The organism is Intrasporangium sp., from assembly GCF_051961875.1.
GTDB lineage: Bacteria > Actinomycetota > Actinomycetes > Actinomycetales > Dermatophilaceae > Intrasporangium_A.
Genome location: NZ_JBQCCV010000238.1, coordinates 1 through 23054, shown reverse-complemented (window position 1 = coordinate 23054; position 23054 = coordinate 1). Strand labels below are relative to the sequence as shown.

21 protein-coding genes and 1 tRNA gene are annotated in these 23054 nt (G+C 71.8%); 20 read left to right on the top strand and 2 right to left on the bottom strand.

Annotation, left to right across the window (positions count from 1 at the left end):
* Nucleotides 1–54 precede the first annotated feature (54 nt).
* From ACTHJJ_RS14240 to ACTHJJ_RS14210, 7 genes are all read left to right on the top strand, one after another.
* Complete coding sequence (locus ACTHJJ_RS14240; protein WP_440303600.1) at nt 55–543, top strand: peroxiredoxin; 489 nt, start codon at nt 55–57, stop codon at nt 541–543.
* 101 nt (nt 544–644) lie between these two features.
* Nucleotides 645–717 (top strand) — tRNA-Val (locus ACTHJJ_RS14235).
* A 1-nt stretch (nt 718) separates the two neighbouring features.
* Nucleotides 719–1594: a Nif3-like dinuclear metal center hexameric protein gene (locus tag ACTHJJ_RS14230; protein ID WP_440303595.1), complete on the top strand. Its 876-nt coding sequence runs from the start codon at nt 719–721 to the stop codon at nt 1592–1594.
* Complete coding sequence (locus ACTHJJ_RS14225; protein WP_440303594.1) at nt 1528–2331, top strand: zinc ribbon domain-containing protein; 804 nt, start codon at nt 1528–1530, stop codon at nt 2329–2331. Before ACTHJJ_RS14230 ends, ACTHJJ_RS14225 begins: the two co-directional genes overlap by 67 nt.
* Nucleotides 2332–2354: 23 nt before the next feature.
* Nucleotides 2355–3356, top strand: coding sequence for a reverse transcriptase-like protein (locus ACTHJJ_RS14220; RefSeq protein ID WP_440303593.1), 1002 nt, complete (start codon nt 2355–2357; stop codon nt 3354–3356).
* 25 nt (nt 3357–3381) lie between these two features.
* Nucleotides 3382–3795: a rhodanese-like domain-containing protein gene (locus tag ACTHJJ_RS14215; protein ID WP_440303592.1), complete on the top strand. Its 414-nt coding sequence runs from the start codon at nt 3382–3384 to the stop codon at nt 3793–3795.
* The gene (locus ACTHJJ_RS14210; RefSeq protein ID WP_440303591.1) at nt 3792–4973 is read left to right on the top strand and encodes an O-succinylhomoserine sulfhydrylase; all 1182 of its coding nucleotides are present in this window, start codon (nt 3792–3794) and stop codon (nt 4971–4973) included. The genes ACTHJJ_RS14215 and ACTHJJ_RS14210 overlap by 4 nt, the downstream gene beginning before the upstream one ends.
* Nucleotides 4974–5100: 127 nt before the next feature.
* Here ACTHJJ_RS14210 and ACTHJJ_RS14205 read toward each other — a convergent pair whose 3' ends face one another.
* Nucleotides 5101–6333, bottom strand: a complete 1233-nt coding sequence (locus tag ACTHJJ_RS14205; RefSeq protein WP_440303590.1) for a GNAT family N-acetyltransferase — start codon at nt 6331–6333, stop codon at nt 5101–5103.
* Nucleotides 6334–6409: 76 nt separating this feature from the next.
* Between ACTHJJ_RS14205 and ACTHJJ_RS14200 the strand changes: the two genes are divergently transcribed.
* The 3 genes from ACTHJJ_RS14200 (at nt 6410) to ACTHJJ_RS14190 (ending at nt 11188) form a co-directional block, all read left to right on the top strand.
* Nucleotides 6410–7459: a GNAT family N-acetyltransferase gene (locus ACTHJJ_RS14200; RefSeq protein WP_440303589.1), complete on the top strand. Its 1050-nt coding sequence runs from the start codon at nt 6410–6412 to the stop codon at nt 7457–7459.
* 67 nt (nt 7460–7526) lie between these two features.
* A complete protein-coding gene (locus ACTHJJ_RS14195) occupies nt 7527–9383 on the top strand; it encodes an ABC transporter ATP-binding protein (protein WP_440303588.1) in 1857 nt (618 codons plus the stop codon).
* Between the two features lie 2 nt (nt 9384–9385).
* Nucleotides 9386–11188: an ABC transporter ATP-binding protein gene (locus tag ACTHJJ_RS14190; RefSeq protein WP_440303599.1), complete on the top strand. Its 1803-nt coding sequence runs from the start codon at nt 9386–9388 to the stop codon at nt 11186–11188.
* 19 nt (nt 11189–11207) lie between these two features.
* Here the strand turns inward: ACTHJJ_RS14190 and ACTHJJ_RS14185 are convergent, their stop codons facing one another.
* Nucleotides 11208–11732: a VOC family protein gene (locus tag ACTHJJ_RS14185; RefSeq protein ID WP_440303587.1), complete on the bottom strand. Its 525-nt coding sequence runs from the start codon at nt 11730–11732 to the stop codon at nt 11208–11210.
* Nucleotides 11733–12072: 340 nt separating this feature from the next.
* Between ACTHJJ_RS14185 and ACTHJJ_RS14180 the strand changes: the two genes are divergently transcribed.
* From ACTHJJ_RS14180 to gltB, 10 genes are all read left to right on the top strand, one after another.
* On the top strand, nt 12073–12624 hold the full coding sequence (locus ACTHJJ_RS14180) for a helix-turn-helix domain-containing protein (protein ID WP_440303586.1): 552 nt from the start codon (nt 12073–12075) through the stop codon (nt 12622–12624).
* Nucleotides 12625–12640: 16 nt separating this feature from the next.
* Nucleotides 12641–13009, top strand: coding sequence for a phosphoribosyl-AMP cyclohydrolase (hisI, locus tag ACTHJJ_RS14175; RefSeq protein WP_440303585.1), 369 nt, complete (start codon nt 12641–12643; stop codon nt 13007–13009).
* A 26-nt stretch (nt 13010–13035) separates the two neighbouring features.
* Nucleotides 13036–14595 carry an anthranilate synthase component I gene (locus ACTHJJ_RS14170; RefSeq protein ID WP_440303584.1) on the top strand — a complete coding sequence of 520 codons (1560 nt, stop codon included), beginning with the start codon at nt 13036–13038 and terminating at the stop codon, nt 14593–14595.
* A complete protein-coding gene (locus ACTHJJ_RS14165; RefSeq protein ID WP_440303583.1) occupies nt 14595–15176 on the top strand; it encodes a Trp biosynthesis-associated membrane protein in 582 nt (193 codons plus the stop codon). Before ACTHJJ_RS14170 ends, ACTHJJ_RS14165 begins: the two co-directional genes overlap by 1 nt.
* 114 nt (nt 15177–15290) lie before the next feature.
* Complete coding sequence (locus tag ACTHJJ_RS14160; protein ID WP_440303582.1) at nt 15291–15563, top strand: HGxxPAAW family protein; 273 nt, start codon at nt 15291–15293, stop codon at nt 15561–15563.
* A 5-nt stretch (nt 15564–15568) separates the two neighbouring features.
* Nucleotides 15569–16378 carry an indole-3-glycerol phosphate synthase TrpC gene (gene trpC, locus ACTHJJ_RS14155; RefSeq protein WP_440303581.1) on the top strand — a complete coding sequence of 270 codons (810 nt, stop codon included), beginning with the start codon at nt 15569–15571 and terminating at the stop codon, nt 16376–16378.
* 2 nt (nt 16379–16380) lie between these two features.
* Nucleotides 16381–17631 (top strand): tryptophan synthase subunit beta, encoded by a 1251-nt coding sequence (gene trpB, locus ACTHJJ_RS14150; protein ID WP_440303580.1) that lies wholly within the window; start codon nt 16381–16383, stop codon nt 17629–17631.
* Entirely contained in the window at nt 17628–18428 is an 801-nt protein-coding gene (gene trpA / locus ACTHJJ_RS14145; RefSeq protein ID WP_440303579.1) for a tryptophan synthase subunit alpha, read from the top strand. Before trpB ends, trpA begins: the two co-directional genes overlap by 4 nt.
* Nucleotides 18429–18430: 2 nt before the next feature.
* On the top strand, nt 18431–19462 hold the full coding sequence (gene lgt, locus ACTHJJ_RS14140) for a prolipoprotein diacylglyceryl transferase (protein ID WP_440303598.1): 1032 nt from the start codon (nt 18431–18433) through the stop codon (nt 19460–19462).
* Nucleotides 19463–19610: 148 nt separating this feature from the next.
* Nucleotides 19611–23054: glutamate synthase large subunit (gltB, locus tag ACTHJJ_RS14135; protein WP_440303578.1), on the top strand; the 3444-nt coding region annotated here is incomplete at its 3' end.

Genomic DNA, 23054 nt, shown 5'->3' with positions numbered 1-23054 from the left:
ACGAGCGAGGAACGAGCGAGGCCCGGAGCGGTGGGGAGAGGCGCGAGCATGAGCATGAGCGACCCGGGCACCATCCCCGCCGTCGGCGACCTGGCGCCGGACTTCACCCTGCCCGATCACCATGGCGCGGCGGTGGCGCTCGCCGATCTGAGGGGCCGGACCAACGTGGCGCTCGTCTTCTATCCGTTCGCCTTCTCCGGGATCTGCACCGGGGAGCTGCGTGAGATCCGTGACGGGCTGGAGGACTTCCAGGACGACGGCATCCAGGTGCTCGCCATCTCGTGCGACTCGATGTACAGCCTCCGTGTCTGGGCCGATGCCGAGGGCTACTTCTTCCCGTTGCTCGCCGACTTCTGGCCGCACGGCGAGGTGGCGCGTCGTTATGGGGTCCTCGATGAGCAGAGCGGTGCGCCCCGGAGGGCGACCTTCCTGCTCGACCGCGACGGCCGGGTGGTCTGGCGGGCCGTCGGCGAGCCGGGGGAGCGGCGGGACTTCGGTCCCTACCGCCGCGCGCTCGCGGAGCTGCGCGCGACCGCCGGCTGAGCGACATACCCCGTTCGTCGCTGCCGGTGGACGCGCCGGGGCTCCGCACCTGACACAATGTTCCCCGCCGTCCGGTCCCTGCGTGGGTTCCGTGTGGTCAGGGGCCTGTAGCTCAGTTGGTAGAGCACCGCGTTTACACCGCGGGTGTCGTCGGTTCGAGCCCGGCCGGGCCCACGTGGAAGATCTCGCCCTGCGTGACGTCGTCGCCCGCCTCGAGGCGCTCTATCCGCCCGACAGCGCCGCCGCCTGGGACCGGGTCGGCCTCGTCACCGGCGACCTCGACCAGCCGGTCCGACGGATCCTCTTCGCCCTCGACCCCACCCTCGCCGTCATCGAGGAGGCCGCCGCGTGGGAGGCGGACCTGCTCGTGACCCATCACCCCCTCCTGCTCCGCGGCGTGCACTCCGTCGCGACGTCAAGCGCGAAGGGCGCGAGCATCACCCGGCTGGTTGTCGCCGACATCGCCCTCTACGTCGCGCACACGAACGCCGACGTCGCCGACCCCGGTGTGAGCGGAGTCCTCGCGACCGCGCTGGGACTCACCTCCCAGCGTGCGCTGTCCGACATCGAGGGGTATGCCGCCGGCCGGGTCGGCGAGCTGCCCGCCCCCCTGTCGTTGGCGGAGTTCGCCACCCGGCTGAGCGAGGTCCTGCCCGACACCGCCGGTGGCATCCGGGTCGCGGGCGACCCAGCCGCCCAGGTGTCGAGGGTGGCCGTGCTCGGCGGCGCGGGCGACGACCAGTTCGACGCGGTGCGGGCGAGTGGCGCCGACGTCTATGTCACCGCAGACCTGCGTCACCATCCCGCGCTCGAGGCCTGCGAGGAGGCTCGCGACGGCACGCCATACCTTGTCGACGCGGGCCACTGGGCCACGGAGTCGCTCTGGCTGGAGGACGTGCGGCAGCGTCTGCTTGACGCGCTTGGGGAGGATGCATCCCAACCCGTTAGGGTCGAGACCAAGGTGACGACCATCCGTACCGAGCCATGGACCTTCGTGGTCGGTGCCAACAGGGCTCGTCCCGCCAGACCCGCATCCGGAGGTGCGTCCTGAAAGCCGACCCGTCCCGCCAGTGGCGCCTGCTCGACCTGCAGGCGATCGACACCCGGCTCGACCAGATCGCCCACGCGAAGGCGCACCTCCCGCAGGCGGCCGCGATCGCAGCCGCGGAGTCCGAGCTATCCGGCTTCGACGTCGACCTCGTCAACGCGCGGACCGCCGCTGACGACGTCCAGCGTGAGCTGGTCAAGGCCGAGCAGGATGTCCAGCTCGTCCGTGACCGGGCGGCTCGTGACCAGGGCCGCCTCGACTCCGGTCAGGGCTCCCCGAAGGAGCTGACCTCGCTCCAGCACGAGCTCGTCTCGCTCGCCCGCCGCCAGTCGGAGCTCGAGGACCTCCAGCTCGAGGTCATGGAGCGGTCCGAGTCGCTGCTCGACAGGGTCTCCGCGCTCGAGCAGGCCCGGTCGGAGGCGGCCAAGCGCCTCGAGTCGCTGCGCTCCGAGCAGGCCGTCGCCCAGCGCGACCTCGATGCCGAGGCCGGTCAGGTCGCTGCCAAGCGTCCCGACATCGTCGCCGGGATCGGCGAGGACCTGCTCGGGCTCTACGAGAAGATCCGAGCGTCGAGCGGTGGTGTGGGCGCCGCCGAGCTGAAGCAGCGCCGGTGCGGTGGCTGTCGCCTGGAGCTCGGCAACGTCGATCTCGACCGGATCCGGAAGGCTCCGGAGGACGAGGTCCTGCGGTGCGAGGAGTGCCGGCGGATCCTCGTCCGCACCGCCGAGTCGGGCCTGTGACCGGAGCCGGACGACGTCGCCTCGTGGTCGAGGCCGACGGCGGCTCGCGCGGCAACCCGGGCGTGGCCGGCTACGGCGCGCTCGTGCGCGAGGCGGAGAGCAAAGCGGTGCTCGTCGAGCTCGCCGAGCCACTCGGGCAGGCGAGCAACAACGTGGCGGAGTACTCGGGCCTCATCGCGGGACTGGCCGCGGCGTTCGACATCGACCCCGGGGCGGATGTCACCGTCCAGATGGACTCGAAGCTCGTCATCGAGCAGATGGCCGGGCGCTGGAAGATCAAGCACGCCGACATGCGTCGCCTCGCGCTCGAGGCCCGGGACATCTGTGCTCAGATCAGCGCCGCCGGTGGGACTGTCGACTTCCAGTGGGTGCCCCGCGAGCGGAACAAGGCGGCCGACGCCCTCAGCACCGAGGGAATGGACGGGCACCACGTGCACCGGGACCTCCGCGAGGAGCCGGACCTGGCGACGCCGGTCGAGGGCTCCTCGGGCATCTCGGCTTCCGACGGTGCTGGGACGCCCACCGGTGCGGAGCATGCTGCCCTTCCGGCTGTTGACACCCGGGAGGCTCCGGTCACCGGCGACGGGCTGCGGCTCCTGCTGGTCCAGTTCCCGACCGAGCAGGCCCAGGCGGCATCGGTTGCGGGTGCGGCGCTCGAGCTGCTCGGACGCGAGTCCCGTGTGACGGCGGCCGCGGAACCACTGGCCACCCAGGTCGCCTGCCGGATCGCCGAGTCCCTGGGCGTCGAGGTGGCGGAATCGGACGACTGGGCCGGCACCAGCGGAGCCGCGGGGGCCGACGAAAGGGTGCTCGCGGCATACCACTCGCTGTGCGAGCAAGGCGGCACGGTCGTCGCCGTCACCACCCGCCGAGCCGTGCTGACCGTCCTGGCCGAGGTGCTCGGTCTGGCTCCGGACCGGTTCTGGACGATCGCGACCGCGCCCGGCAGCCTGAGTGCCGTGGAGGTGTGGCCCGACGGGACCGCGTCCGTGGCATTCACGAACCGGACGGCGCACCTGCGCTGAAACCCTGCTGTGTCATATTCGGGCCATGAACTACGCGGGTGACCGGAGTCCACGTCAGACGTGGGAGGCCCTCGAGGCGGATCCTGACGCGGTGCTCGTCGACGTCCGGACCCATGCGGAGTGGACGTATGTCGGGGTGCCCGACCTGAGCCCGCTCGGCCGTGAGGTCGTGCGGATCGAGTGGTCGAGCTATCCGGAGGGCCGCGTCAACGAGCGGTTCATCGAGGATCTCGAGGCGGCCGGCGCCGGACAGGACCAGGCCGTGTACTTCCTCTGTCGCTCGGGCGTGCGCTCCGTCGCGGCGGCCGAGGTGGCGACCGCGGCCGGATGGCGGCGCGCCTACAACGTCCTCGACGGGTTCGAGGGACCCCACGACGATGACCGTCACCGCACGGTTTCGGGCTGGAAGGTCTCAGGTCTGCCGTGGGTGCAGGGATGACGTCGCCGTCCCCGGACTGGCGTCCCGACACGCTCGCCGTGCGAGCGGGCCTGTCTCGCAGTGGGTTCCACGAGACGTCCGAGGCTCTCTACTTGACGTCCGGGTTCGTCTACGAGAGTGCTGAGGCGGCCGAGGCGGCCTTCAGCGGGGGCGAAGAGCGCTTCGTCTACTCGCGCTACGGCAACCCGACGGTGCGGATGTTCGAGGAGCGCATCGCCGCCATCGAGGGAGCCGAGGCGGCCTTCGCGACAGCCTCCGGCATGGCGGCCGTCTGGGTTGCGCTCGCCGCCCTCCTGGGCAAGGGCGACCGCGTCGTCTCGTCGCGTTCGTTGTTCGGGTCCTGCTTTGTCATCCTCGACGAGATCCTGCCGCGCTTCGGTGTCGAGACGGTCTTCGTCGACGGGCCGGACCTCGAGCAGTGGCGAGAGGCGCTGTCGGTGCCCACAACCGCGGTCTTCTTCGAGACGCCGAGCAACCCGATGCAGGAGCTCGTCGACATCCGGGCCGTCACCGAGCTCGCCCACGCCGCCGGCGCACAGGTCGTGGTCGACAACGTCTTCGGCACGCCGGTCTTCTCCCGGCCGCTCGAACACGGGGGGGACATCGTCGTCTACTCGGCCACCAAGCACATCGACGGGCAGGGACGGACGCTCGGGGGAGCGGTCCTGGGGACGCGCGAGTTCATCGACGGCCCGGTCCAGAACCTGATGCGGCACACCGGCCCCGCCATGTCGCCCTTCAACGCCTGGGTCCTCGTCAAAGGCCTCGAGACGATGTCCCTGCGGGTCGAGCGCATGGCGCAGAGCGCCCTCGAGGTCGCTCGGTTCCTCGAGAGTCACCCGCGGGTCCGCCGAGTCGTGCACCCCTTCCTCGAGTCGCACCCGCAGCACGAGCTCGCGAAGCGACAGATGCTCGGCGGCGGGACGGTCGTCACCTTCGAGATCGAGGGCGGCAAGGCGGAGGCCTTCGCGTTCATGAACGCCTTGAGGATCGTCGACATCTCGAACAACCTGGGCGACTCCAAATCCCTCGTCACCCACCCGGCCACCACCACCCACCGGCGCCTCAGCGCCGAGGCGCGTCAAGCGGTGGGGATCACCGATGGCGTCCTACGGATCTCGACCGGCCTGGAGGACGTGCGCGACCTGATCGACGATCTCTCGCAGGCACTCTCCTGACTCTGGAAACCTCCGCGGCTGGGCATGGGGCGGAGCGCTCACTCGATGCGGGCAATGCCCTCGCGATGGACCGCAGACGCGACCGGTCTGCTCCTGCCTGAACGGCGCTCAGCTGGCGAGGTGCCGCCTAGGCGCGACCACCGCCAGTGCCCTCGGGCGGGCGGGGGCGAAGGGGTGTCACGTCGTGCCGCACGGCCCGGATGACGGGCTGCAGTGCGAGGACGGCGTCGACCGAACCCAGCTGCTGCAGCTCGTCGGCGATGGTGCGGGTCGGCGGGACGAGGGCCAGCTCCTCCGCCTCCGCCCGGGCGACGAGCTCGGCGACGGGGAGCCACTCGGAGTCAGTCGCCTCCGTCGTGGTGTGAGCCAGCGCGTCCCGCTCCACGGGGAGGACGAAGAACGCGACATCGAAGCGCTTGCCGTAGCCGATGGGCGTCACCCAGCTGTCCCACGGCACGAGCCGGCGCGGCGCGACGACGACACCCGTCTCCTCGGCCAGCTCCCGAACTCCTGTCGCGAGGAGGGTGCGGACGCGCTGTTCCGCGTCGCCCTGCAGGCCCCCGTATTCCGTGTGCCTCCACCGCCGGGCGTGTGCCGTCACCACATCCGCGGGCAGGGCGAGACCGCGCCCGGTGCGGACGTCCCGGGGGTCGACCCGGCCGCCCGGGAACACGACGGCCCCCGGCGCGAAGTCCATGGTGGAGGCGCGGTGCTGGACGAATGCCTCGAGCCCGCCGGGGCCGTCGCGGAGGGGAATGACGCTCACGGCCGGGAGGGGTGCCGGCTCGTCGACGAGGGGCCGGATCATCGCGACGCGCCTGCCGTGGCGCTCCAGGCCGAGGCGCTCCTCGGTGCGACGCAACGGCTCGAGCAGCCGGGCCGTGTCCCGCTCGGCGGCCCCGGCCGCAGGTCTGAGGTCGAGCTCGCGGAACCCGTGGCGGGCATACCAGGGCCGGTTCCAGGGCACGTCGGCGAAGGTCATCAGGGTGATCTCGTCGTGCCCGCGCTCGAGCGCCACGCCGAGCGCGGCGAGCAGGAGCATGGTGCCGAGGCCGTGTCGCGCCGCCTCCGGGAGGACCGAGAGCTGTTCGAGGTGCAGGTGGGGCCGATCTTCCGTGCCCAGCTCGATCACATGGGCGAAGCCGACGGCGGGCTGGCCCACGACGAGGATGAACCCGGGCTCCTCCGCGCGCTCCGCTCCGGACGGCGGCGGTGGCCAGTCCGACACGTCGAAGACCTTGCCGAAGGCCCGGTCGGCGGCGACCTCGATCTCCTGGAGCCTGGCCAGGTCATCCGGGCAGGGAGGCCGGACGCTCGTGACGGAGAGTCGTCCGCCAGTGGTGGCGGCGGGCACGGACATGCGGACATCTTGCCAAGCCGGTCGGCAGGGCAGTCAGGTGGCAGCGTGTCGGACCCGGTCGATAGCGTCGGTCGGCGTGACCGATCTCATCGCGCCGTCCACCCAGCTGGCCACCGAGTGGTGGGGCCTGGTCGACGAGTTCGGTGACGAGCCGGTCCACGGCTCCGGCCTGCACGACCGCTCGGAGCCCGCTCGCGAGCCGGCGCAGTTCGCCGCGTGGGTCCGCACCCGTCTGGGGGCCGGTCGAGCCGACACAGCGCTCGGGCCCGGCATGGTCCACGCGGACTACTGGTGGATCCGGCACGAGGGCCGGCTAGCGGGCACCATCACCCTGCGGCACGCGCTGACGCCGGCGCTGCTCCTCGTCGGCGGCCACATCGGGTATGCGGTGCGCCCCAGCCTCAGGCGGCAGGGAATCGCGTCCGCGGCGCTCCGGCTCGTCCTTGCAGAGGCGGCCGCCCGCGGGCTCGACCCCGTGCTCATCACGTGCGATGACGACAACCTCGCCTCCGCACGCACGATCGAGGGAGCCGGTGGCGTCCTCGAGGACGTGCGGGACGGGTCACGCCGCTACTGGGTCAGCACCGCGGCAGCGGCGAAACCCCTTGGGACGGAGCCGGTCGAGACCGCCCGTGCCACGTTGGCCACGTTCACGCGGAGCGAGGTGGGCGGCATACTCACCGGTCGGCGCCGGCCGGACTGGGACGAGGCCTTTCCCCGTGAGGACGACCTGGATGCCGTGCGCGCTGCGACTGACGAAGATCCCTACGCGACACGTGGGATCCGCGACCGCGCGAGCGGGCTCGTCGTCGGCACGATCGGGTCCTACGGCCCGCCGGACCGTGAGGGGCGCGTCGAGGTCGGCTACGGCCTCGTCGAGTCAGCGCGCGGGACAGGGCTGATGACCGACGTCCTCGGTGGCTACGTCCGCGCACTGCTCGCATCGGGTGTCAGAGAGGTGGTCGCCCACACCGAGGTCGGCAACGTTTCGTCCGAGCGTGTGCTGGGGCGGCTGGGCTTCGAGCGGCTCCGTCGGGAACCGGGACCCGACGGCGGTGACCAGTGGCTGTGGCGCCTCGACGGCGGGCGGCACGAGACCGGGCTCCGGGGCGGTGAGCAGTCGTGAGAGGCTGCTCCTTCGTGTTCCCCGTGCCCCCGAGCCTCGCCCGCCGCCCGCTCAGGAGCAGGCAGCCGTGACAACCCTGGCGACCCTCCCGACCCGGTCGAGCCTGCGCCAGGGACTCGCCGTCATCCGCCGCGGTGTGCGCGACGAGCCGCGATGGTTCTCCGTCGCCGTCCTCGGCAGCGCGGTCTACGGCGTCATGACGTCGCTGACGGCCTGGGCGATCGGGCACGTGACCGACCAGGCGATCACGCCCGCCATCGCCGCCCGGCACGTGACCGCTGGGCAGCTCTGGTACATCGGCGGGACGATCGCGCTCGTCGTGCTGGCCACGGTCGTCGGTGTCGTCGGGCGTCGGATCGCGGGTGGCGTCGCCATGTACAACCTCGGCGCCCGGTACCGCCGGCTCGTGACGCGCCAGTACCTCCGGCTGCCGCTCAGCTGGCACCACCGACACCCGTCGGGGCAGCTGTTGTCGAACGCCAACGCTGACGTCGAGGCGACATGGAACGTCTTCGCGCCGCTGCCCATGGCGATCGGCGTCCTCGTCATGCTCGTCTTCGGCGTCATCCAGATGGTCGTCGTCGACCCCGTCCTCGCGCTCATCGGCCTCACCGTCTTCCCGATGCTCTTCGCCGCCAACGTCGCCTTCCAGCGGGCGATGTCGCCGCGAGTCACTCGGGCGCAGCAGCTGCGGGCCGAGGTGTCCGAGGTCGCCCACGAGAGCTTCGAGGCGGCCCTCGTCGTCAAGTCGCTCGGCCGGGAGGACTTCGAGTCGGAGCGGTTCCGCAGCGTCACGAACGAGCTGCGCGACGCCAACATCGAGGTGGGCCGCACCCGGGGTCGCTTCGACCCGGCCATCGAGGCCATTCCGACGCTCGGGACGCTGGCCGTCCTCGTCGTCGGGACGATGCGGGTACGCGGAGGTGCGATCTCGGCGGCCGAGGTGGTCCAGATCGCCTATCTCTTCTCCATCACCGCCTTCCCGGTGAGGGCGCTCGGCTGGGTCCTCGCCGAGCTGCCGCGGGCCGTGGTGGGGTGGAACCGCGTCTCGGCGGTGCTCGAGGCGCAGGGGGCGATGGAGTATGGCGAGCGTGCCCTGCCGACGGGCGGGTCGAGCCGGCTCACGGCCAGGGACGTCTCGTATGCGCATGAGGTGGTCACCGAGTCCGGCGAGGTCGCGCGCAACGAGACGATCCGCAACGTGACGCTCGACGTACCCGCCGGCTCGACCGTCGCCCTCGTCGGCCCCACCGGGAGCGGCAAGTCGACCCTGACCGAGCTGATGATGCGGCTCGTCGATCCCGAAACGGGCGTCGTCCGCGTCGACGGGATCGACCTGCGCGACGTCGGCAGGGGAGGCGTCTCGGACGTCGCGGCCCTCGTGGCCCAGCAGACCTTCATGTTCGACGACACCGTCCGGGGCAACATCACCCTCGGCGCGGACCACCCCGACGACCGGGTCTGGGCCGCCCTCCGGATCGCCCAGGGAGCCGACTTCGTCTCGCGGTTGCCGCAGGGCCTCGACACCCGGGTGGGGGAGCGAGGCGGCACCCTCTCCGGTGGTCAGCGGCAACGGATCGCCTTGGCCCGAGCCGTGATCCGCGACCCACAGCTGCTGATCCTCGATGACGCGACCTCGGCCGTCGACCCCAGCGTCGAGCAGGCCATCCTCGCCGGGCTCCGCGAGGCGAGCAGCGGCACGACCGTCCTCGTCGTCGCCTACCGGATGGCGACGATCCTGCTCGCCGACGAGGTCGCCTACGTCGAGGAGGGCAGGGTCGTCGACCACGGGCGGCACGGCGAGCTCATGTCGCGCTGCGCCGGCTACGAGCGCCTCGTCACGGCCTATGCCCGAGAGGCCGCCGAGCGCGAGGCGATCGCGGCGGACGAGGAGAGCGCCGCCGACGAGGGGGTGCGGCTATGAGCATGCGACAGGCACCCCTCGTGGACCACGCCGGCATCGCGTCCGGGCGGGAGATGACGACGTGGCAGACGCTGCGCCGTGGCGTCGTCCTCTCGCCCGAGCTCCGCAGGGGGATCGGCGTGACCGTCCTATTCGCGGTCCTGTCGACCCTCGGGCGGATCCTCGTGCCCTTCGTGGTCCAGCGCACCACCGACGACGGCATCCTCGCGGCGGGGGGTCCGGACGTCGACGTCGTCATCCGGTGGGTCGGGGTCGCGCTGGCCGGCGTCGTCGTCACGGCGTTCTCGGCCTACTTCGTCAACGTCCGGCTCTTTCGGGCTTCCGAGAGCGGACTCGCGACCTTACGCGTCAAGGCGTTCCGGCACATCCACGACCTCGCGATGCTGACCCAGAACACCGAGCGGCGCGGCAGCCTCGTCTCCCGGGTGACGTCGGACGTCGACACGATCTCGATGTTCGTCCAGTTCGGCGGGCTCATGCTCATGATCAACCTCGCGCAGATCACCCTCGCGACGGTGCTCATGGTCGTCTACAGCCCGCTCCTCGGCCTCATCGTCTGGGTCTGTTTCATCCCCCTGTTCTTCATCATCCAGAGGTTCCAGGGCATCGTCGGTCGCGCCTACACCCGGGTGCGCGAGCGCGTCGGTGACATGCTCGGCGCCATCGCCGAGGCCGTCGTCGGGGCGCAGGCGATCCGGGCCTACGCCGTCGAGGACCGCACGGCCGAGCGGATCGACCGGACCGTCGAGGGGCACCGCAAGGCGGCGATCGGAGCCCAGACCCGGTCGGTGCTCGCCTTCACGTCCGGCCAGCTCGTGTCGGGCCTGGTGACCGCGGTCGTCCTCGTCGTCGGCACCGTCCTCGCGGTCGACGGGCGGCTCACGCTCGGAGAGCTGCTCGCCTTCCTCTTCCTCGTCAACCTCTTCACCCAGCCGGTGCAGCAGGCGACCGAGATCCTCAACGAGATGCAGAACGCGGTGGCCGGCTGGCGCCGCGTCATCGGGATCATCGACACGCCGGCCGACGTCGCCGATCCCGACGGCGGCGCCACGCTGCCCCGCGGCCCGATCCGCGTCATCTTCGAACACGTCGGCTTCGCCTACCCCGGCGGCGACCCGGTCCTGCACGACGTCGACCTCGCCATCGAGCCGAGGACCCGCGTCGCGATCGTGGGCGAGACGGGGTCGGGCAAGTCGACCCTCGCGAAGCTGTTGACCCGCCTGATGGACCCCACAACGGGGCGGGTCCTCATCGACGGCACCGACCTGCGCCGCGTCAGCTTCGCCTCCCTGCGCCAGCGCGTCGTCCTCGTCCCCCAGGAGGGGTTCCTCTTCGATGCAACCCTGCTCGAGAACGTCCGGTTCGGCCGGCCAGAGTCGACCGAGGAGGAGGTCCGGCTGACCCTGACCGAGCTCGGCCTCGATGGGTGGCTCGCCACCCTGCCCCAGGGACTGCACACCGAGGTGGGCCAGCGCGGGGAGTCGATGTCGGCGGGGGAGCGCCAGCTCGTCGCGCTCGCCCGGGCCTACCTCGCCGACCCGGACCTGCTCGTCCTGGACGAGGCGACATCCGCCGTCGACCCCAGCACCGAGGTGAGGCTGCAGCGGGCCCTCGACTCCCTCACCCGCGGCCGGACGAGCATCGCGATCGCCCACCGGCTCTCGACGGCCGAGGCGGCCGACGAGGTGATCGTCGTCGACGCGGGGCGGGTCGTGGAGCGGGGCCACCACAGCGAGCTCGTCCAGCGGGGAGGTGTCTACACCAGGCTGCACGCGTCCTGGGTCGCCCAGCAGCAGGCCCTCTGAGCGGGCCGATCCGGGCGGGTCAGCCCTGCTGGGCGGCCCACTCGGCGACCCGTCGCGCGCTCTCCTCCTCGGAGAGGTCTTCGACCCGGGTCATCACCGACCACCGGACCCCGAACGGGTCGCGGATGCTCGCGAAGCGGTCTCCGGAGACGAACTCCGTCACCGGCTCCCGCACGGTGGCCCCGGCCGCAACCGCCCGCTCGACGGCATCGTCGACGTCCGCGCAGTACAGCGCGATCGAGTAGCAGTCGTCCTCGCCGGCCGGAGCCGCCACGAGGTGGTAGCCCGGGTTCGGCTCACCGAGCTGGAGGTGGCCGTTGCCGAAGTCGAGCTCGGCGTGGGCGATCACGCCTCCCATCTCGGTCACGTCGACCACCCGTGCCCCGAAGACGTCGCGGTAGAAAGCGATCGCCGCCCCGGCATCGGGGATCGCGAGGAAGGGGGTGAGGCTGGTGAACCCGTGTGGTACCCCGTTGGTGGTGAACTGCCCGTCGGCCGCGGTGGCGTGATCGGTCGTCGTGCTGTGCGTCGTGCTCTCGGTCATGTTCCCGACGCTAGGTGGAGGGGAGCTTGCCGGCTTGAAGATTTGCGACACCGCGCTGTCCGGGGCGCCACCTACCCTGTCCGCATGACCGACTCGGGTCGCGGGGTCCTCTATCCGGAGCGGCTGCCCGTGTTCCACCGCCTGCCCGCTCCGGACTCCGTCGCCGACCTCGTCCGCTGGTTCTGGATCCCCGAGTGGGATCTGCCACCGGGCCGCACGTCCCGGCAGGAGGTCGTCGCCTACCCGGCGAGCAACCTCGTCGTCGAGCGGGACCTCGTCGGGCTGTCGGGGCCGACGACCCGCCGAACCCACCGCGACCTCACGGGGGACCGGCTGGGCGGTGGGAGCCCTGCTCCGCCCCGCGGCCGTCCCGCCGCTCGTCGACGACCCGGCCCGCATCCGCGACAGCTACCGCCGGCTCGCCCTACCCGACCTGCACGCGGCGGTCAGCGCCGCCATGCGGGGGTCGGACACCGAGATCGAAACCGAGTCCGGCACCGAGATCCGTCGCACCCGGGCTGTCGCCGCCTTCTCCGATTGGCTGCACGCCCGCGTGCCGACCCTCACCGACGAGGCGCGGCTGGCCAACGCCCTCGCCGACCTCGTCGAGGGCGACAGCTCCGTGCTGCGCGTCGAGGACCTCGCGACCGGCCTGGGTGTCTCGACGCGCACCGTGCAGCGCCTCGCGAGGCGCTACGTCGGGCTGCCACCGGGCGCAATGATCCGACGGCGCCGCCTCCAGGAGGCCGCCGAACGCATCCGCGCCGAGCCGGCCGTCGACCTCGCCGCGATCGCTGCGGACCTCGGCTACGCCGACCAGGCCCACCTGACCAACGACTTCCGCTCCGTGCTCGGTCACACTCCGAGCCGCTACCGCCACGACACTCCGTGACCGGCACAATGGCGGCGTGACCCAGTCTCCCTCCCTCGACCCGACCATCGCCCAGCTGCTCAAGCGCGACGCGGACGGCCTCGTCGCCGCCGTCGTCCAACAGCACGACACGCGCGAGGTCCTCATGGTCGGCTGGATGGACGAGGAGGCCCTCCGGCGCACCCTCAGCGAGGGCCGCGTCACCTTCTGGTCCCGCAGCCGTGGAGAGTACTGGCGCAAGGGCGACACGAGCGGCCACGTCCAGTGGGTCAAGGGGGTGCGCCTCGACTGCGACGGTGACGCCCTCCTCGTCCTCGTGGACCAGGTCGGCGCGGCCTGCCACACGGGCGACCGCACCTGCTTCGACGCCCGGGTCCTCCCTGCCGTGGTGGGGGAACGACCGTGACCGCGGCGCCCGAGCCCAGGAGCGGTATGACGCTGACCGACGCCCAGCCAGAGGCCCACCTCGAGTGGGGCGTGACCTGGCCCTCCCTGGAGACCTTCACCGAGCTCGCGCTCGCCGGTGACCGTCGGGTCATCCCGGTCGTGCGGCGCGTCCTTGCGGATGCGGAGACCCCCGTCGGCGTGTACCGCAAGCTCGCCAAGGACGAGCCGGGCACCTTCCTGCTCGAGTCGGCCGAGCACGGCGGAGTCTGGTCGCGATACTCGATCGTCGGCGCCCGGTCCGAGGCGACCCTCACCGAGCGCGGGGGAGAGGCGCACTGGATCGGCGACGTGCCGGTCGGACTTCCCACGTCGGGAGACCCGACCGAGGCGCTCCGTGGCACGGTGGCGGCCCTCGCCACGCCGCGCATCGCGGGCCTGCCGCCCCTGACCGGGGGCATGGTCGGCGCGATCACCTACGACGCGGTCCGGCACTGGGAGGCGGTCCCCGACACAGGTGAGGACCGGCTCGGCCTGCCGGAGCTCGCCATGATGCTCGCGACCGACCTCGCCGTCTTCGACCACAGCGACGGCTCGCTGCTGCTCATCGCCAACGCGCTCAACCGCGACGCGACCGACGAGAGGGTCGAGCAGGCCTGGGCCGACGCGGTCGAGCGCCTCGACCGGATGACTCGCGAGCTGGCCGCGCCCGCGGACAGCAGCGTCTCGACGATCCAGCCCGTGCCGCAGGAGCCGGTGAGCAGCCACACCCGGGAGGAGTTCGAGGGTCTGGTCGAGCGGGCCAAGGAGGCCATCCGAGCCGGCGAGGCCTTCCAGGTCGTCGTGTCCCAGCGGTTCTCCGTGCCGTGCGCGGCGGACGCGCTCGACGTATACCGCGCCCTGCGCGTGTCCAACCCGAGCCCGTACATGTACCTCCTGCGGCTGCCGCACCCGGACGGGTCGTCCTACGACGTCGTCGGGTCGAGCCCGGAGGCACTCATCAAGGTCGTCGGCCGTGAGGCGATCACTCATCCCATCGCCGGGTCGCGCCCCCGGGGCGCGAGCCCGGAGCACGACGCGCACCTCGCCGAGGAGCTGCTGGCGGACGCCAAGGAGCGCGCAGAGCACCTCATGCTCGTCGACCTGGCCCGCAACGACCTGCAGCGGATCTGCCGGGCGGGCACGGTCGACACGGTCGACTTCATGTCCATCCGTCGCTACAGCCACATCATGCATATCGAGTCGACCGTCGTCGGGCGGCTGCGCGACGAGTGCTCCGCGTACGACGCCCTCGTGGCGACGTTCCCGGCCGGGACCCTGTCCGGTGCCCCGAAGCCGCGCGCCATGGCCCTCATCGACGAGTTCGAGGGGCTGCGGCGCGGCCTCTACGGTGGCGTCGTCGGCTATCTCGACTTCGCCGGTGACCTCGACATGGCGATCGCCATCCGCACCGCCCTCATCAAGGACGGCCACGCCCACGTCCAGGCCGGTGCCGGCATCGTCGCCGACTCTGTGCCGGCCCTGGAGTACGACGAGACGGTCAACAAGGCCGCCGCCGCCCTGCGGGCCGTCGCGGCCGCCGAGGGCCTGCAGACGGTGGTCCCCTGATGGCGGGGAAGCGGCAGGCTGCCCTCGTGGTCGCCGTGCCGGCCGCAGCCCTCGCCGCGCTGTCCACCCAGACCTGGGCAACGGGCCGTGCCAACGACGTGCTGAGCCACGGCACCACCTCGGTGACCGGGACAGAGGCGATGCCGGCCGTCATCGGCCTCGGGATCGTCGCGGTCGCCGCCCTCGTGGCCCTCATGACGGGTGGGCCGGTCATCCGCGCCGTCTCCGCCGTGCTCCTCGTCCTCGCCTCCCTCGGCGCCCTGGTGCTCGCGCTCCTCGTCGTCCTCCGGCCGACGCAGGTCGTCGGCGACGCCGTCGCGCGAGAGCTGGCGCGCACCACCGCCCCCGAGGCGGTGGGCAGCTCGACCGCACTGGCGTGGGTCGCGGTCGCCGTCGCGGTCCTGCTCGTCGCAGGAGCCGCCCTCGCGGCTTCGTGGAGCCGTGGATGGGGTGGGCTCAGCGCTCGGTACGAACGGGGTGCGCGACCGGCCGCCGGGCCTCGCGGCGAGGTCCGCAGCACCTGGGACGACCTCACCGACGGGCAGGACCCGACCATGAGCGACCGCCCGCCAGAGGAGTGACCGCGCCTCGTCAAGACGCCGTGTCGCCCTCGGGATGGGCCTTGCGCGGGGCACCCACGGGTACCTGACACAATGGGCCGCGCGTAGACGTCATCCCACCGGAGAGAGAGAGTCATGGAAGAAGAGCACGAGGACCACGGCCACAGCGTGGCCGCGTGGACGCTGGTCGCCATCGTCCTCGTCGGCTGCGTCATCGCGTCGGTCGCCGTCGTCATCGCGAGCGTCATCCTCGGCATCATCGCTGTCGTCGTCATCGTCGCCGGTGTCATCGCGGGCAAGGTCCTGTCGATGGCCGGCTACGGCAGCAAGGGCCACCTCACTCATGAGGAGACGCTGATCGCCGACGCTCCCCAGGAGTCCGGCGCCAAGACGCTCGGCCAGAGCTGAGCCCCGTGGCCAACGTTCTCGACGAGATCATCGAGGGCGTCCGTGAGGACCTCGAGAGCCGGCGGGCGGCACTGCCCGCCGGCCGCCTCGAGGCGGACCTCGCGAGCATCGCACCGGCCCTCGACCCGCTGCCCGCCTTCCGGGCGGCACCGGGCGTCGCCGTCATCTCGGAGGTGAAGCGGCGCAGCCCCAGCAAGGGGCACCTCGCCGAGATCCCGGAACCCGCCGCGCTCGCCGCGGCCTACGAGGCCGGAGGGGCGAGCGCGGTCAGCGTCCTGACCGAGCGGCGCCGCTTCGCCGGCTCCCTCGCGGACCTCGACGCGGTCCGACAGGCGGTCCGCATCCCGGTCCTGCGCAAGGACTTCATCGTCGACCCCTACCAGGTCACCGAGGCCCGGGCCCACGGCGCGGACCTCGTGCTGCTCATCGTGGCGGGCCTCGACGACCTGCTCCTGCGCGACCTGCACGCCCAGGCGCTCGAGCTCGGCATGACCCCGCTCGTCGAGGTGCACGCTCCGGACGAGCTCGACCGGGCCATGGATCTCGACCCCGTCCTCGTCGGCGTCAACGCCCGCAACCTCAAGACCCTCGAGGTCGACGCACGCACCGTGCACGAGATGCTCCCGCGCATCCCCGCCGACGTCGTCGCGGTCGCCGAATCGGGGGTCACCGGGCCCGACGACGTCGCGGCCTATGTCCGGTCCGGCGCCCGCGCGGTCCTCGTCGGCGAGGCCCTCGTCACCGGCGGGCGGCCGACCGAGGCCATCCGCGAGCTCATCGCCGCGGGCACCACAGCACGACCCGAGCAGGAGTGACCATGACCCACGCCCCGGCCGGGCGGTTCGGCGGCTTCGGCGGGCGCTTCGTCCCCGAGGCACTGATACCGGCCCTCGAGCAGCTTGACGAGGAGCGCCGCAAGGCCCTCGTCGACCCGGAGTTCGTCGGCGAGCTCGAGCGCCTCCACCGGACCTACACCGGCCGGCCCAGCATCATCACCGAGGTGCCCCGCTTCGCCCAGCACTGCGGCGGCGCCCGGGTCATCCTCAAGCGCGAGGACCTCAACCACACCGGGTCGCACAAGATCAACAACGTGCTCGGGCAGGCCCTGCTGACCAAGCGGATGGGCAAGACCCGGGTCATCGCCGAGACCGGCGCGGGCCAGCACGGCGTCGCGACCGCCACGGCCGCGGCCCTGCTCGGGCTCGAGTGCGTCGTCTACATGGGCAAGAAGGACACCGAGCGGCAGGCGCTCAATGTCGCGCGCATGCGGCTGCTCGGGGCCGAGGTCGTCGCCGTGGAGCACGGCAGCCAGACGCTCAAGGACGCGGTCAACGAGGCGTTCCGTGACTGGGTCGCCAATGTGGAGCGCACGCACTACGTCCTCGGCACCGTGACCGGGCCGCACCCGTTCCCGGAGATGGTGCGCGACTTCCACCGGGTCATCGGCGTCGAGGCGCGCCAGCAGGTCCTCGACCTCGTCGGCAGGCTGCCCGACGTCGTCTGCGCCTGCGTCGGCGGCGGTTCGAACGCCATGGGCATCTTCCACCGCTTCATCGACGACGCCGGCGTCCGGCTCGTCGGCCTCGAGGCCGGCGGATCGGGGATCGCCTCCGGCAAGCACGCCGCCCGGTTCTCCACCGGTGAGCCCGGCGTCCTGCACGGCGCCTACACCTACGTCCTGCAGGACGAGGACGGCCAGACGATCGAGTCGCACAGCGTGTCGGCCGGCCTCGACTACCCGAGTGTCGGCCCAGAGCACGCGCACCTGCGCGAGACCGGCCGCGCCGAGTACCGGCCCATCACCGACGACGAGGCGATGGAGGCGTTCGCCCTGCTGTCCCGCACTGAGGGGATCCTGCCCGCCATCGAGAGCGCGCACGCCCTCGCCGGGGCCATCCAGCTGGGTCGTGAGCTGGGGCCCGAGGCGATCATCCTGGTCAGCCTGTCGGGCCGCGGCGACAAGGACGTCCACACCGCTGCGAAGTGGTTCGGCCTGCTCGACGAGTCGGGCTCGCCCGAGCCTGCCCTGACCGACGAGGACCAGACCGGCACGGGGGTGGAGCAATGAGCGTCGCAGCCGTGCTGCAGCGGTGCCGTGACGAGGGCCGCGCCGCCCTCGTCGGCTACCAGCCCGTCGGGTTCCCGACAGTCGAAGGGTACCACGAGGCGATGCGCGCCCTCGTCGAGTCGGGCGTCGACATCATCGAGATCGGCATCCCGTACAGCGACCCGGTCATGGACGGGCCGGTCATCCAGGACGCTGCGGTCCGCGCCCTCGCCGGTGGTGTCCGCGTCCGCGACGCCTTCCTCGCCGCACGTGCGGTGGCCGACCAGGGCGCGGCAGCCCTCGTCATGACCTACAGGAACCCGGTCCTACGGCATGGCGTCGAGCGGTTCGCCGCCGAGCTGGCCGAAGCCGGCGGGGCCGGGCTCATCACGCCGGACCTCATCCCCGACGAGGCCGGCGAGTGGATCGAGGCAGCGGACCGGCACGACCTCGACAAGGTCTTCCTCGTCGCCCCGAGCTCGACCCCTGACCGGCTCGCGGCCGTCACCGCTGCCTGCCGGGGCTTCGTCTATGCCACCGCCGTCATGGGAGTCACCGGCGCCCGGGCCGAGATCGGCGAGGCCGCCGAGGACCTCGTCGCCCGCACCCGAGCGGTCACCGACCTGCCCATCTGTGTCGGGCTCGGTGTCTCGACGGGGGAGCAGGCAGCCGAGGTGGGTCGCTTCGCCGACGGGGTCATCGTCGGCTCGGCCCTGGTCCGATGCCTGACCGAAGCGCCCTCCGAGAGCGAGGGGCTCGCCAGGCTGCGCAAGCTCGCGACGGAGCTCGCCGACGGCGTACGGAGAGGTCGCGCGTGACCATGGTCAGCGGCATACCGTCGCTGGCGGCACTCGCCACCGACATCCCGTCACCGACGCAGGGAGTCTGGTACCTCGGGCCGATCCCCATCCGGGCCTACGCGCTCTGCATCCTCGCCGGCATCATCGTCGCCGTCTGGTGGGCCGACCGGCGGCTCGTCGCCCGGGGCGCCCGCAAGGGCGTCGCGCTCGACATCAGCGCGTGGGCGGTCCCGTTCGGGATCGTCGGCGGACGGATCTACCACCTCATCACCACCCCGCAGCCGTACTTCGGCCCCGGCGGTCACCCGATGGACGCCTTCGCCATTTGGAACGGCGGTCTGGGCATCTGGGGCGCAATCGCGCTCGGCGCGGTCGGCGTCTGGATCGGCTGCCGCCGTCACGGGATGACGTTCAAGGCCTTCGCGGACGCCGCCGCGCCGGGCATCCTCGTCGCCCAGGCGATGGGCCGCTTCGGCAACTACTTCAACAACGAGATCTACGGCGGGCCGACCGACCTGCCGTGGCGGCTCAAGGTCTACGAGTGGGACCAGGCGCTCGGGCATGCCGTGACGGACGCGTCCGGGCATCCGATCGTCAAGGGCTACTTCCACCCGACCTTCCTCTACGAGTCGATCTGGTGCGTCCTGCTGGCGGTCGCCCTGATCCAGCTCGAGCGGCGCCGCCGGCTCGCGCCGGGGCAGACCTTCGCCGCCTACGTCATGGGCTATCCCATCGGGCGCATCGTCATCGAGAACATGCGGACCGACACCGCGAACCACATCCTTGGGCAACGGGTCAACACCTGGGTCTCGATGCTGGTCTTCCTCATCGGGCTGCTGCTCTGGATCCAGTTCGGCCGGACCGCCCACGCGGCGGCCGAGGCAGGCGACAACGGGGACGACACCGGCGTGTCGCCACCGGCCATCACCGAGCCGGGGCGCGAGGGCGAGGGCCCCGATACGGATGCCGCGGCCCCCGAGCGGGCTCGCACGGACGAGGGCGGCGCGGCCGCTGACTCGTCGGCTCCTGCCGACCGGGAGGGCCACGCCTGAGCCGACCCCGTCGGTCTCAGGATGCAAAACGTCCCGGATCGCAGGCTGGGACACCGCCACCGCGGGAGTAGCCTTGCCGCACCTCACCGTGGCCGACGCCGTCCACACCGCCACCATCGACAGGGGACGATTCGGAAGGACGGTGACCATGTCGCCGCATGCTCGCTTCAGCGCCCTCCCGCAGGACTTCGGCCTGTACCGGCGCGAGCACGAACACGATGCGTGCGGGGTCGCCTTCGTCGCCACGATGCGGGGCAGCGCCGGCCACGACATCGTCGACCTCGCCCTCACCGCGCTGCGCAACCTCGACCACCGCGGAGCCACCGGGGCCGACCCCCTCGTCGGCGACGGTGCGGGGATCCTCCTGCAGGTTCCCGACGGCTTCCTGCGCGAGGTCGTGCCGTTCGACCTCCCCGCCCCGGGCGCGTATGCCGCTGGGCTCGCGTTCCTGCCCACGGACCCGGACGCGCGGGCTGAGGTCAAGGCCCGCGTCGAGCAGATCGCGGCAGCCGAGAACCTCGAGGTGCTCGGCTGGCGGGACGTGCCGGTCGTGCCGGAGCTCGTCGGTGAGGCGGCCCGTGCGTGCATGCCGCACTTCGAGCAGCTCTTCGTCTCGTCCCGGATCGGGTTGGCCGTCAGCCTGGGCCTCGACCGGCTCGCCTTCTGCCTGCGGAAGCGGGCCGAACGTGAGGCAGAGGTCTACTTCGCCTCACTGTCGAGCCGCACGCTCGTCTACAAGGGGATGCTGACGACGGGCCAGCTCGAGCCGTTCTTCCCCGACCTCAGCGACCCGCGCCTGACGACCCAGCTCGCGCTCGTCCACTCGCGCTTCTCGACCAACACGTTCCCGTCCTGGCCCCTCGCCCACCCGTACCGGCTCATCGCCCACAACGGCGAGATCAACACGGTCAAGGGCAACCGCAACTGGATGCGGGCCCGCGAGAGCCTGCTCACCTCGGACATCATCCCCGGCGACCTCGAGCGGCTGTTCCCGATCTGCACACCTGGTGGCTCCGACTCGGCGAGCTTCGACGAGGTTCTCGAGCTGCTCCACCTCGGAGGCCGCTCGCTGCCACACGCGGTCCTCATGATGATCCCGGAGGCGTGGGAGAACCACTCGTCGATGGACCCCGCCCGCCGTGCCTTCTACGAGTTCCACTCGACCTTCATGGAGCCGTGGGACGGGCCGGCCAACGTCGCCTTCACCGACGGCACCCTGATCGGTGCCGTGCTCGACCGGAACGGGCTGCGACCCGGCAGGTACACCGTGACCGAGGACGGCCTCGTCGTGCTCGCCTCCGAGTCCGGTGTGCTCGAGCTCGACCCGGCCACCGTCGTCAAGCGCGGCCGGCTCCAGCCCGGCCGGATGTTCCTCGTCGACACCGAGCACGGCCGCATCGTGACCGACGACGAGATCAAGTCGCAGCTCGCCGGGTCGCAGCCCTACGGCGACTGGCTCCACGCCGGGCTGATCCGGCTCGAGGACCTGCCCGAGCGGGAGCACATCGTGCACACCGCCTCCTCGGTCGCCCGGCGGCAGCAGACCTTCGGCTACACCACCGAGGAGCTGCGGATCATCCTCACGCCGATGGCGCGCACCGGAGCCGAGGCACTCGGTTCGATGGGGACCGACACCCCGATCGCGGTCCTGTCCTCGCGGCCCCGCCTGCTCTTCGACTACTTCACCCAGCTGTTCGCGCAGGTGACCAACCCACCGCTCGACGCGATCCGCGAGGAGCTCGTCACCTCGCTCTCGACGACGATCGGCCCCGAGGGCAACGCCCTGTCGGCCTCGCCCGTCCATGCCCGGCAGATCGTGCTCGACTTCCCGGTCATCGACAACGACGAGCTCGCCAAGATCGTGCACATCAACGCCGACGGCGACCTGCCCGGCTACGCGACGCACGTCGTCCGGGGGCTCTACGACGTCACCGGCGGTGCCGCCGCGATGCGTGACCGGCTCGAGGAGATCTTCGCCGAGGTGTCCGAGGCGATCCGGCGGGGTGCCCGCTTCGTCGTGCTGTCTGACCGCGACTCCGGACGCGACCTCGCCCCGATCCCGTCGCTCCTGCTCACGGCCGCCGTCCACCACCACCTCATCCGCGAGAAGACCCGCACCCAGGTGGGGCTGCTCGTCGAGGCCGGAGACGTGCGGGAGGTCCACCACGTCGCCCTGCTCGTCGGCTACGGGGCGGCCGCCGTGAACCCCTACCTCGCGATGGAGACGGTCGAGGACCTTGTCCGCGGCGGCCACATCGACGACGTCACACCGGAGCAGGCGGTCCACAACCTCATCAAGGCGCTCGGCAAGGGCGTCCTCAAGGTCATGTCGAAGATGGGCATCTCGACGGTGGCCTCCTACCGCGGCGCCCAGGTCTTCGAGGCCATCGGGCTGTCCCAGGCCCTCGTCGACCGCTACTTCACCGGCACGGTCTCGCAGCTCGGGGGAGTGGGGCTCGAGGTCATCGCCGAGGAGGCCGCCGCCCGGCACGCCCGTGCCTACCCGCCGGAGGGGGTCCGGCAGGCCCACCGCGACCTCGACGTCGGCGGCGAGTACCAGTGGCGCCGCGAGGGCGAGCCGCACCTGTTCGACCCCGAGACGGTCTTCCGGCTCCAGCACTCGACGCGCAGCCGCCGCTACGACATCTTCAAGCAGTACACGGAGCGCGTCGACGACCAGTCGGCCCGGCTGATGACCCTTCGGGGGCTCATGGGTTTCAAGTCACCCGGCCTCACCGGACGGCTCCCCGTCCCGCTGGAGGAGGTCGAGCCGGTCAGCGAGATCGTCAAGCGCTTCAGCACCGGGGCGATGAGCTACGGCTCGATCTCCCAGGAGGCCCACGAGACCCTCGCCGTCGCGATGAACCGCCTCGGTGCCCGGTCCAACACCGGGGAGGGCGGCGAGGACCCCGACCGGCTCCTCGACCCGGAGCGCCGCTCGGCCATCAAGCAGGTCGCGTCGGGCCGGTTCGGGGTGACGAGCCTCTACCTGACCCACGCCGACGACATCCAGATCAAGATGGCCCAGGGCGCCAAGCCCGGCGAGGGCGGCCAGCTGCCCGGCCACAAGGTCTACCCGTGGGTCGCCCGGACCCGCCACTCGACGCCCGGCGTCGGGCTCATCTCGCCGCCACCCCACCACGACATCTACTCGATCGAGGACCTGGCCCAGCTCATCCACGACCTCAAGAACGCCAACCCCGCGGCCCGCGTGCACGTCAAGCTCGTCTCCGAGATCGGGGTCGGCACCGTCGCGGCGGGTGTCTCGAAGGCGCACGCAGACGTGGTGCTCATCTCCGGCCACGACGGCGGCACCGGCGCCTCGCCGCTGACCTCGCTCAAGCACGCCGGCGCGCCCTGGGAGCTCGGCCTCGCCGAGGCGCAACAGACCCTGGTCGTCAACGGGCTACGCGACCGGATCGCCGTCCAGGTGGACGGTCAGCTCAAGACAGGGCGCGACGTCGTCGTCGCGGCCCTCCTCGGGGCAGAGGAGTTCGGCTTCGCCACGGCACCCCTCGTGGTCTCCGGCTGCATCATGATGCGCGTCTGCCACCTCGACACCTGCCCGGTGGGGGTGGCCACCCAGAACCCG

What these genes read in the sequence shown, in the direction of transcription:
- ACTHJJ_RS14165 (WP_440303583.1), top strand. Translation starts at nt 14,595, where the DNA reads ATGGCGGGGAAGCGGCAGGCTGCCCTCGTGGTCGCCGTGCCGGCCGCA.
- ACTHJJ_RS14205 (WP_440303590.1), bottom strand. Translation starts at nt 6,333, where the DNA reads ATGTCCGTGCCCGCCGCCACCACTGGCGGACGACTCTCCGTCACGAGC.
- trpB (WP_440303580.1), top strand. Translation starts at nt 16,381, where the DNA reads ATGACCCACGCCCCGGCCGGGCGGTTCGGCGGCTTCGGCGGGCGCTTC.
- ACTHJJ_RS14210 (WP_440303591.1), top strand. Translation starts at nt 3,792, where the DNA reads ATGACGTCGCCGTCCCCGGACTGGCGTCCCGACACGCTCGCCGTGCGA.
- trpA (WP_440303579.1), top strand. Translation starts at nt 17,628, where the DNA reads ATGAGCGTCGCAGCCGTGCTGCAGCGGTGCCGTGACGAGGGCCGCGCC.
- ACTHJJ_RS14190 (WP_440303599.1), top strand. Translation starts at nt 9,386, where the DNA reads ATGCGACAGGCACCCCTCGTGGACCACGCCGGCATCGCGTCCGGGCGG.
- lgt (WP_440303598.1), top strand. Translation starts at nt 18,431, where the DNA reads ATGGTCAGCGGCATACCGTCGCTGGCGGCACTCGCCACCGACATCCCG.
- ACTHJJ_RS14160 (WP_440303582.1), top strand. Translation starts at nt 15,291, where the DNA reads ATGGAAGAAGAGCACGAGGACCACGGCCACAGCGTGGCCGCGTGGACG.
- ACTHJJ_RS14185 (WP_440303587.1), bottom strand. Translation starts at nt 11,732, where the DNA reads ATGACCGAGAGCACGACGCACAGCACGACGACCGATCACGCCACCGCG.
- ACTHJJ_RS14170 (WP_440303584.1), top strand. Translation starts at nt 13,036, where the DNA reads ATGACGCTGACCGACGCCCAGCCAGAGGCCCACCTCGAGTGGGGCGTG.
- ACTHJJ_RS14215 (WP_440303592.1), top strand. Translation starts at nt 3,382, where the DNA reads ATGAACTACGCGGGTGACCGGAGTCCACGTCAGACGTGGGAGGCCCTC.
- ACTHJJ_RS14225 (WP_440303594.1), top strand. Translation starts at nt 1,528, where the DNA reads ATGGACCTTCGTGGTCGGTGCCAACAGGGCTCGTCCCGCCAGACCCGC.
- ACTHJJ_RS14240 (WP_440303600.1), top strand. Translation starts at nt 55, where the DNA reads ATGAGCGACCCGGGCACCATCCCCGCCGTCGGCGACCTGGCGCCGGAC.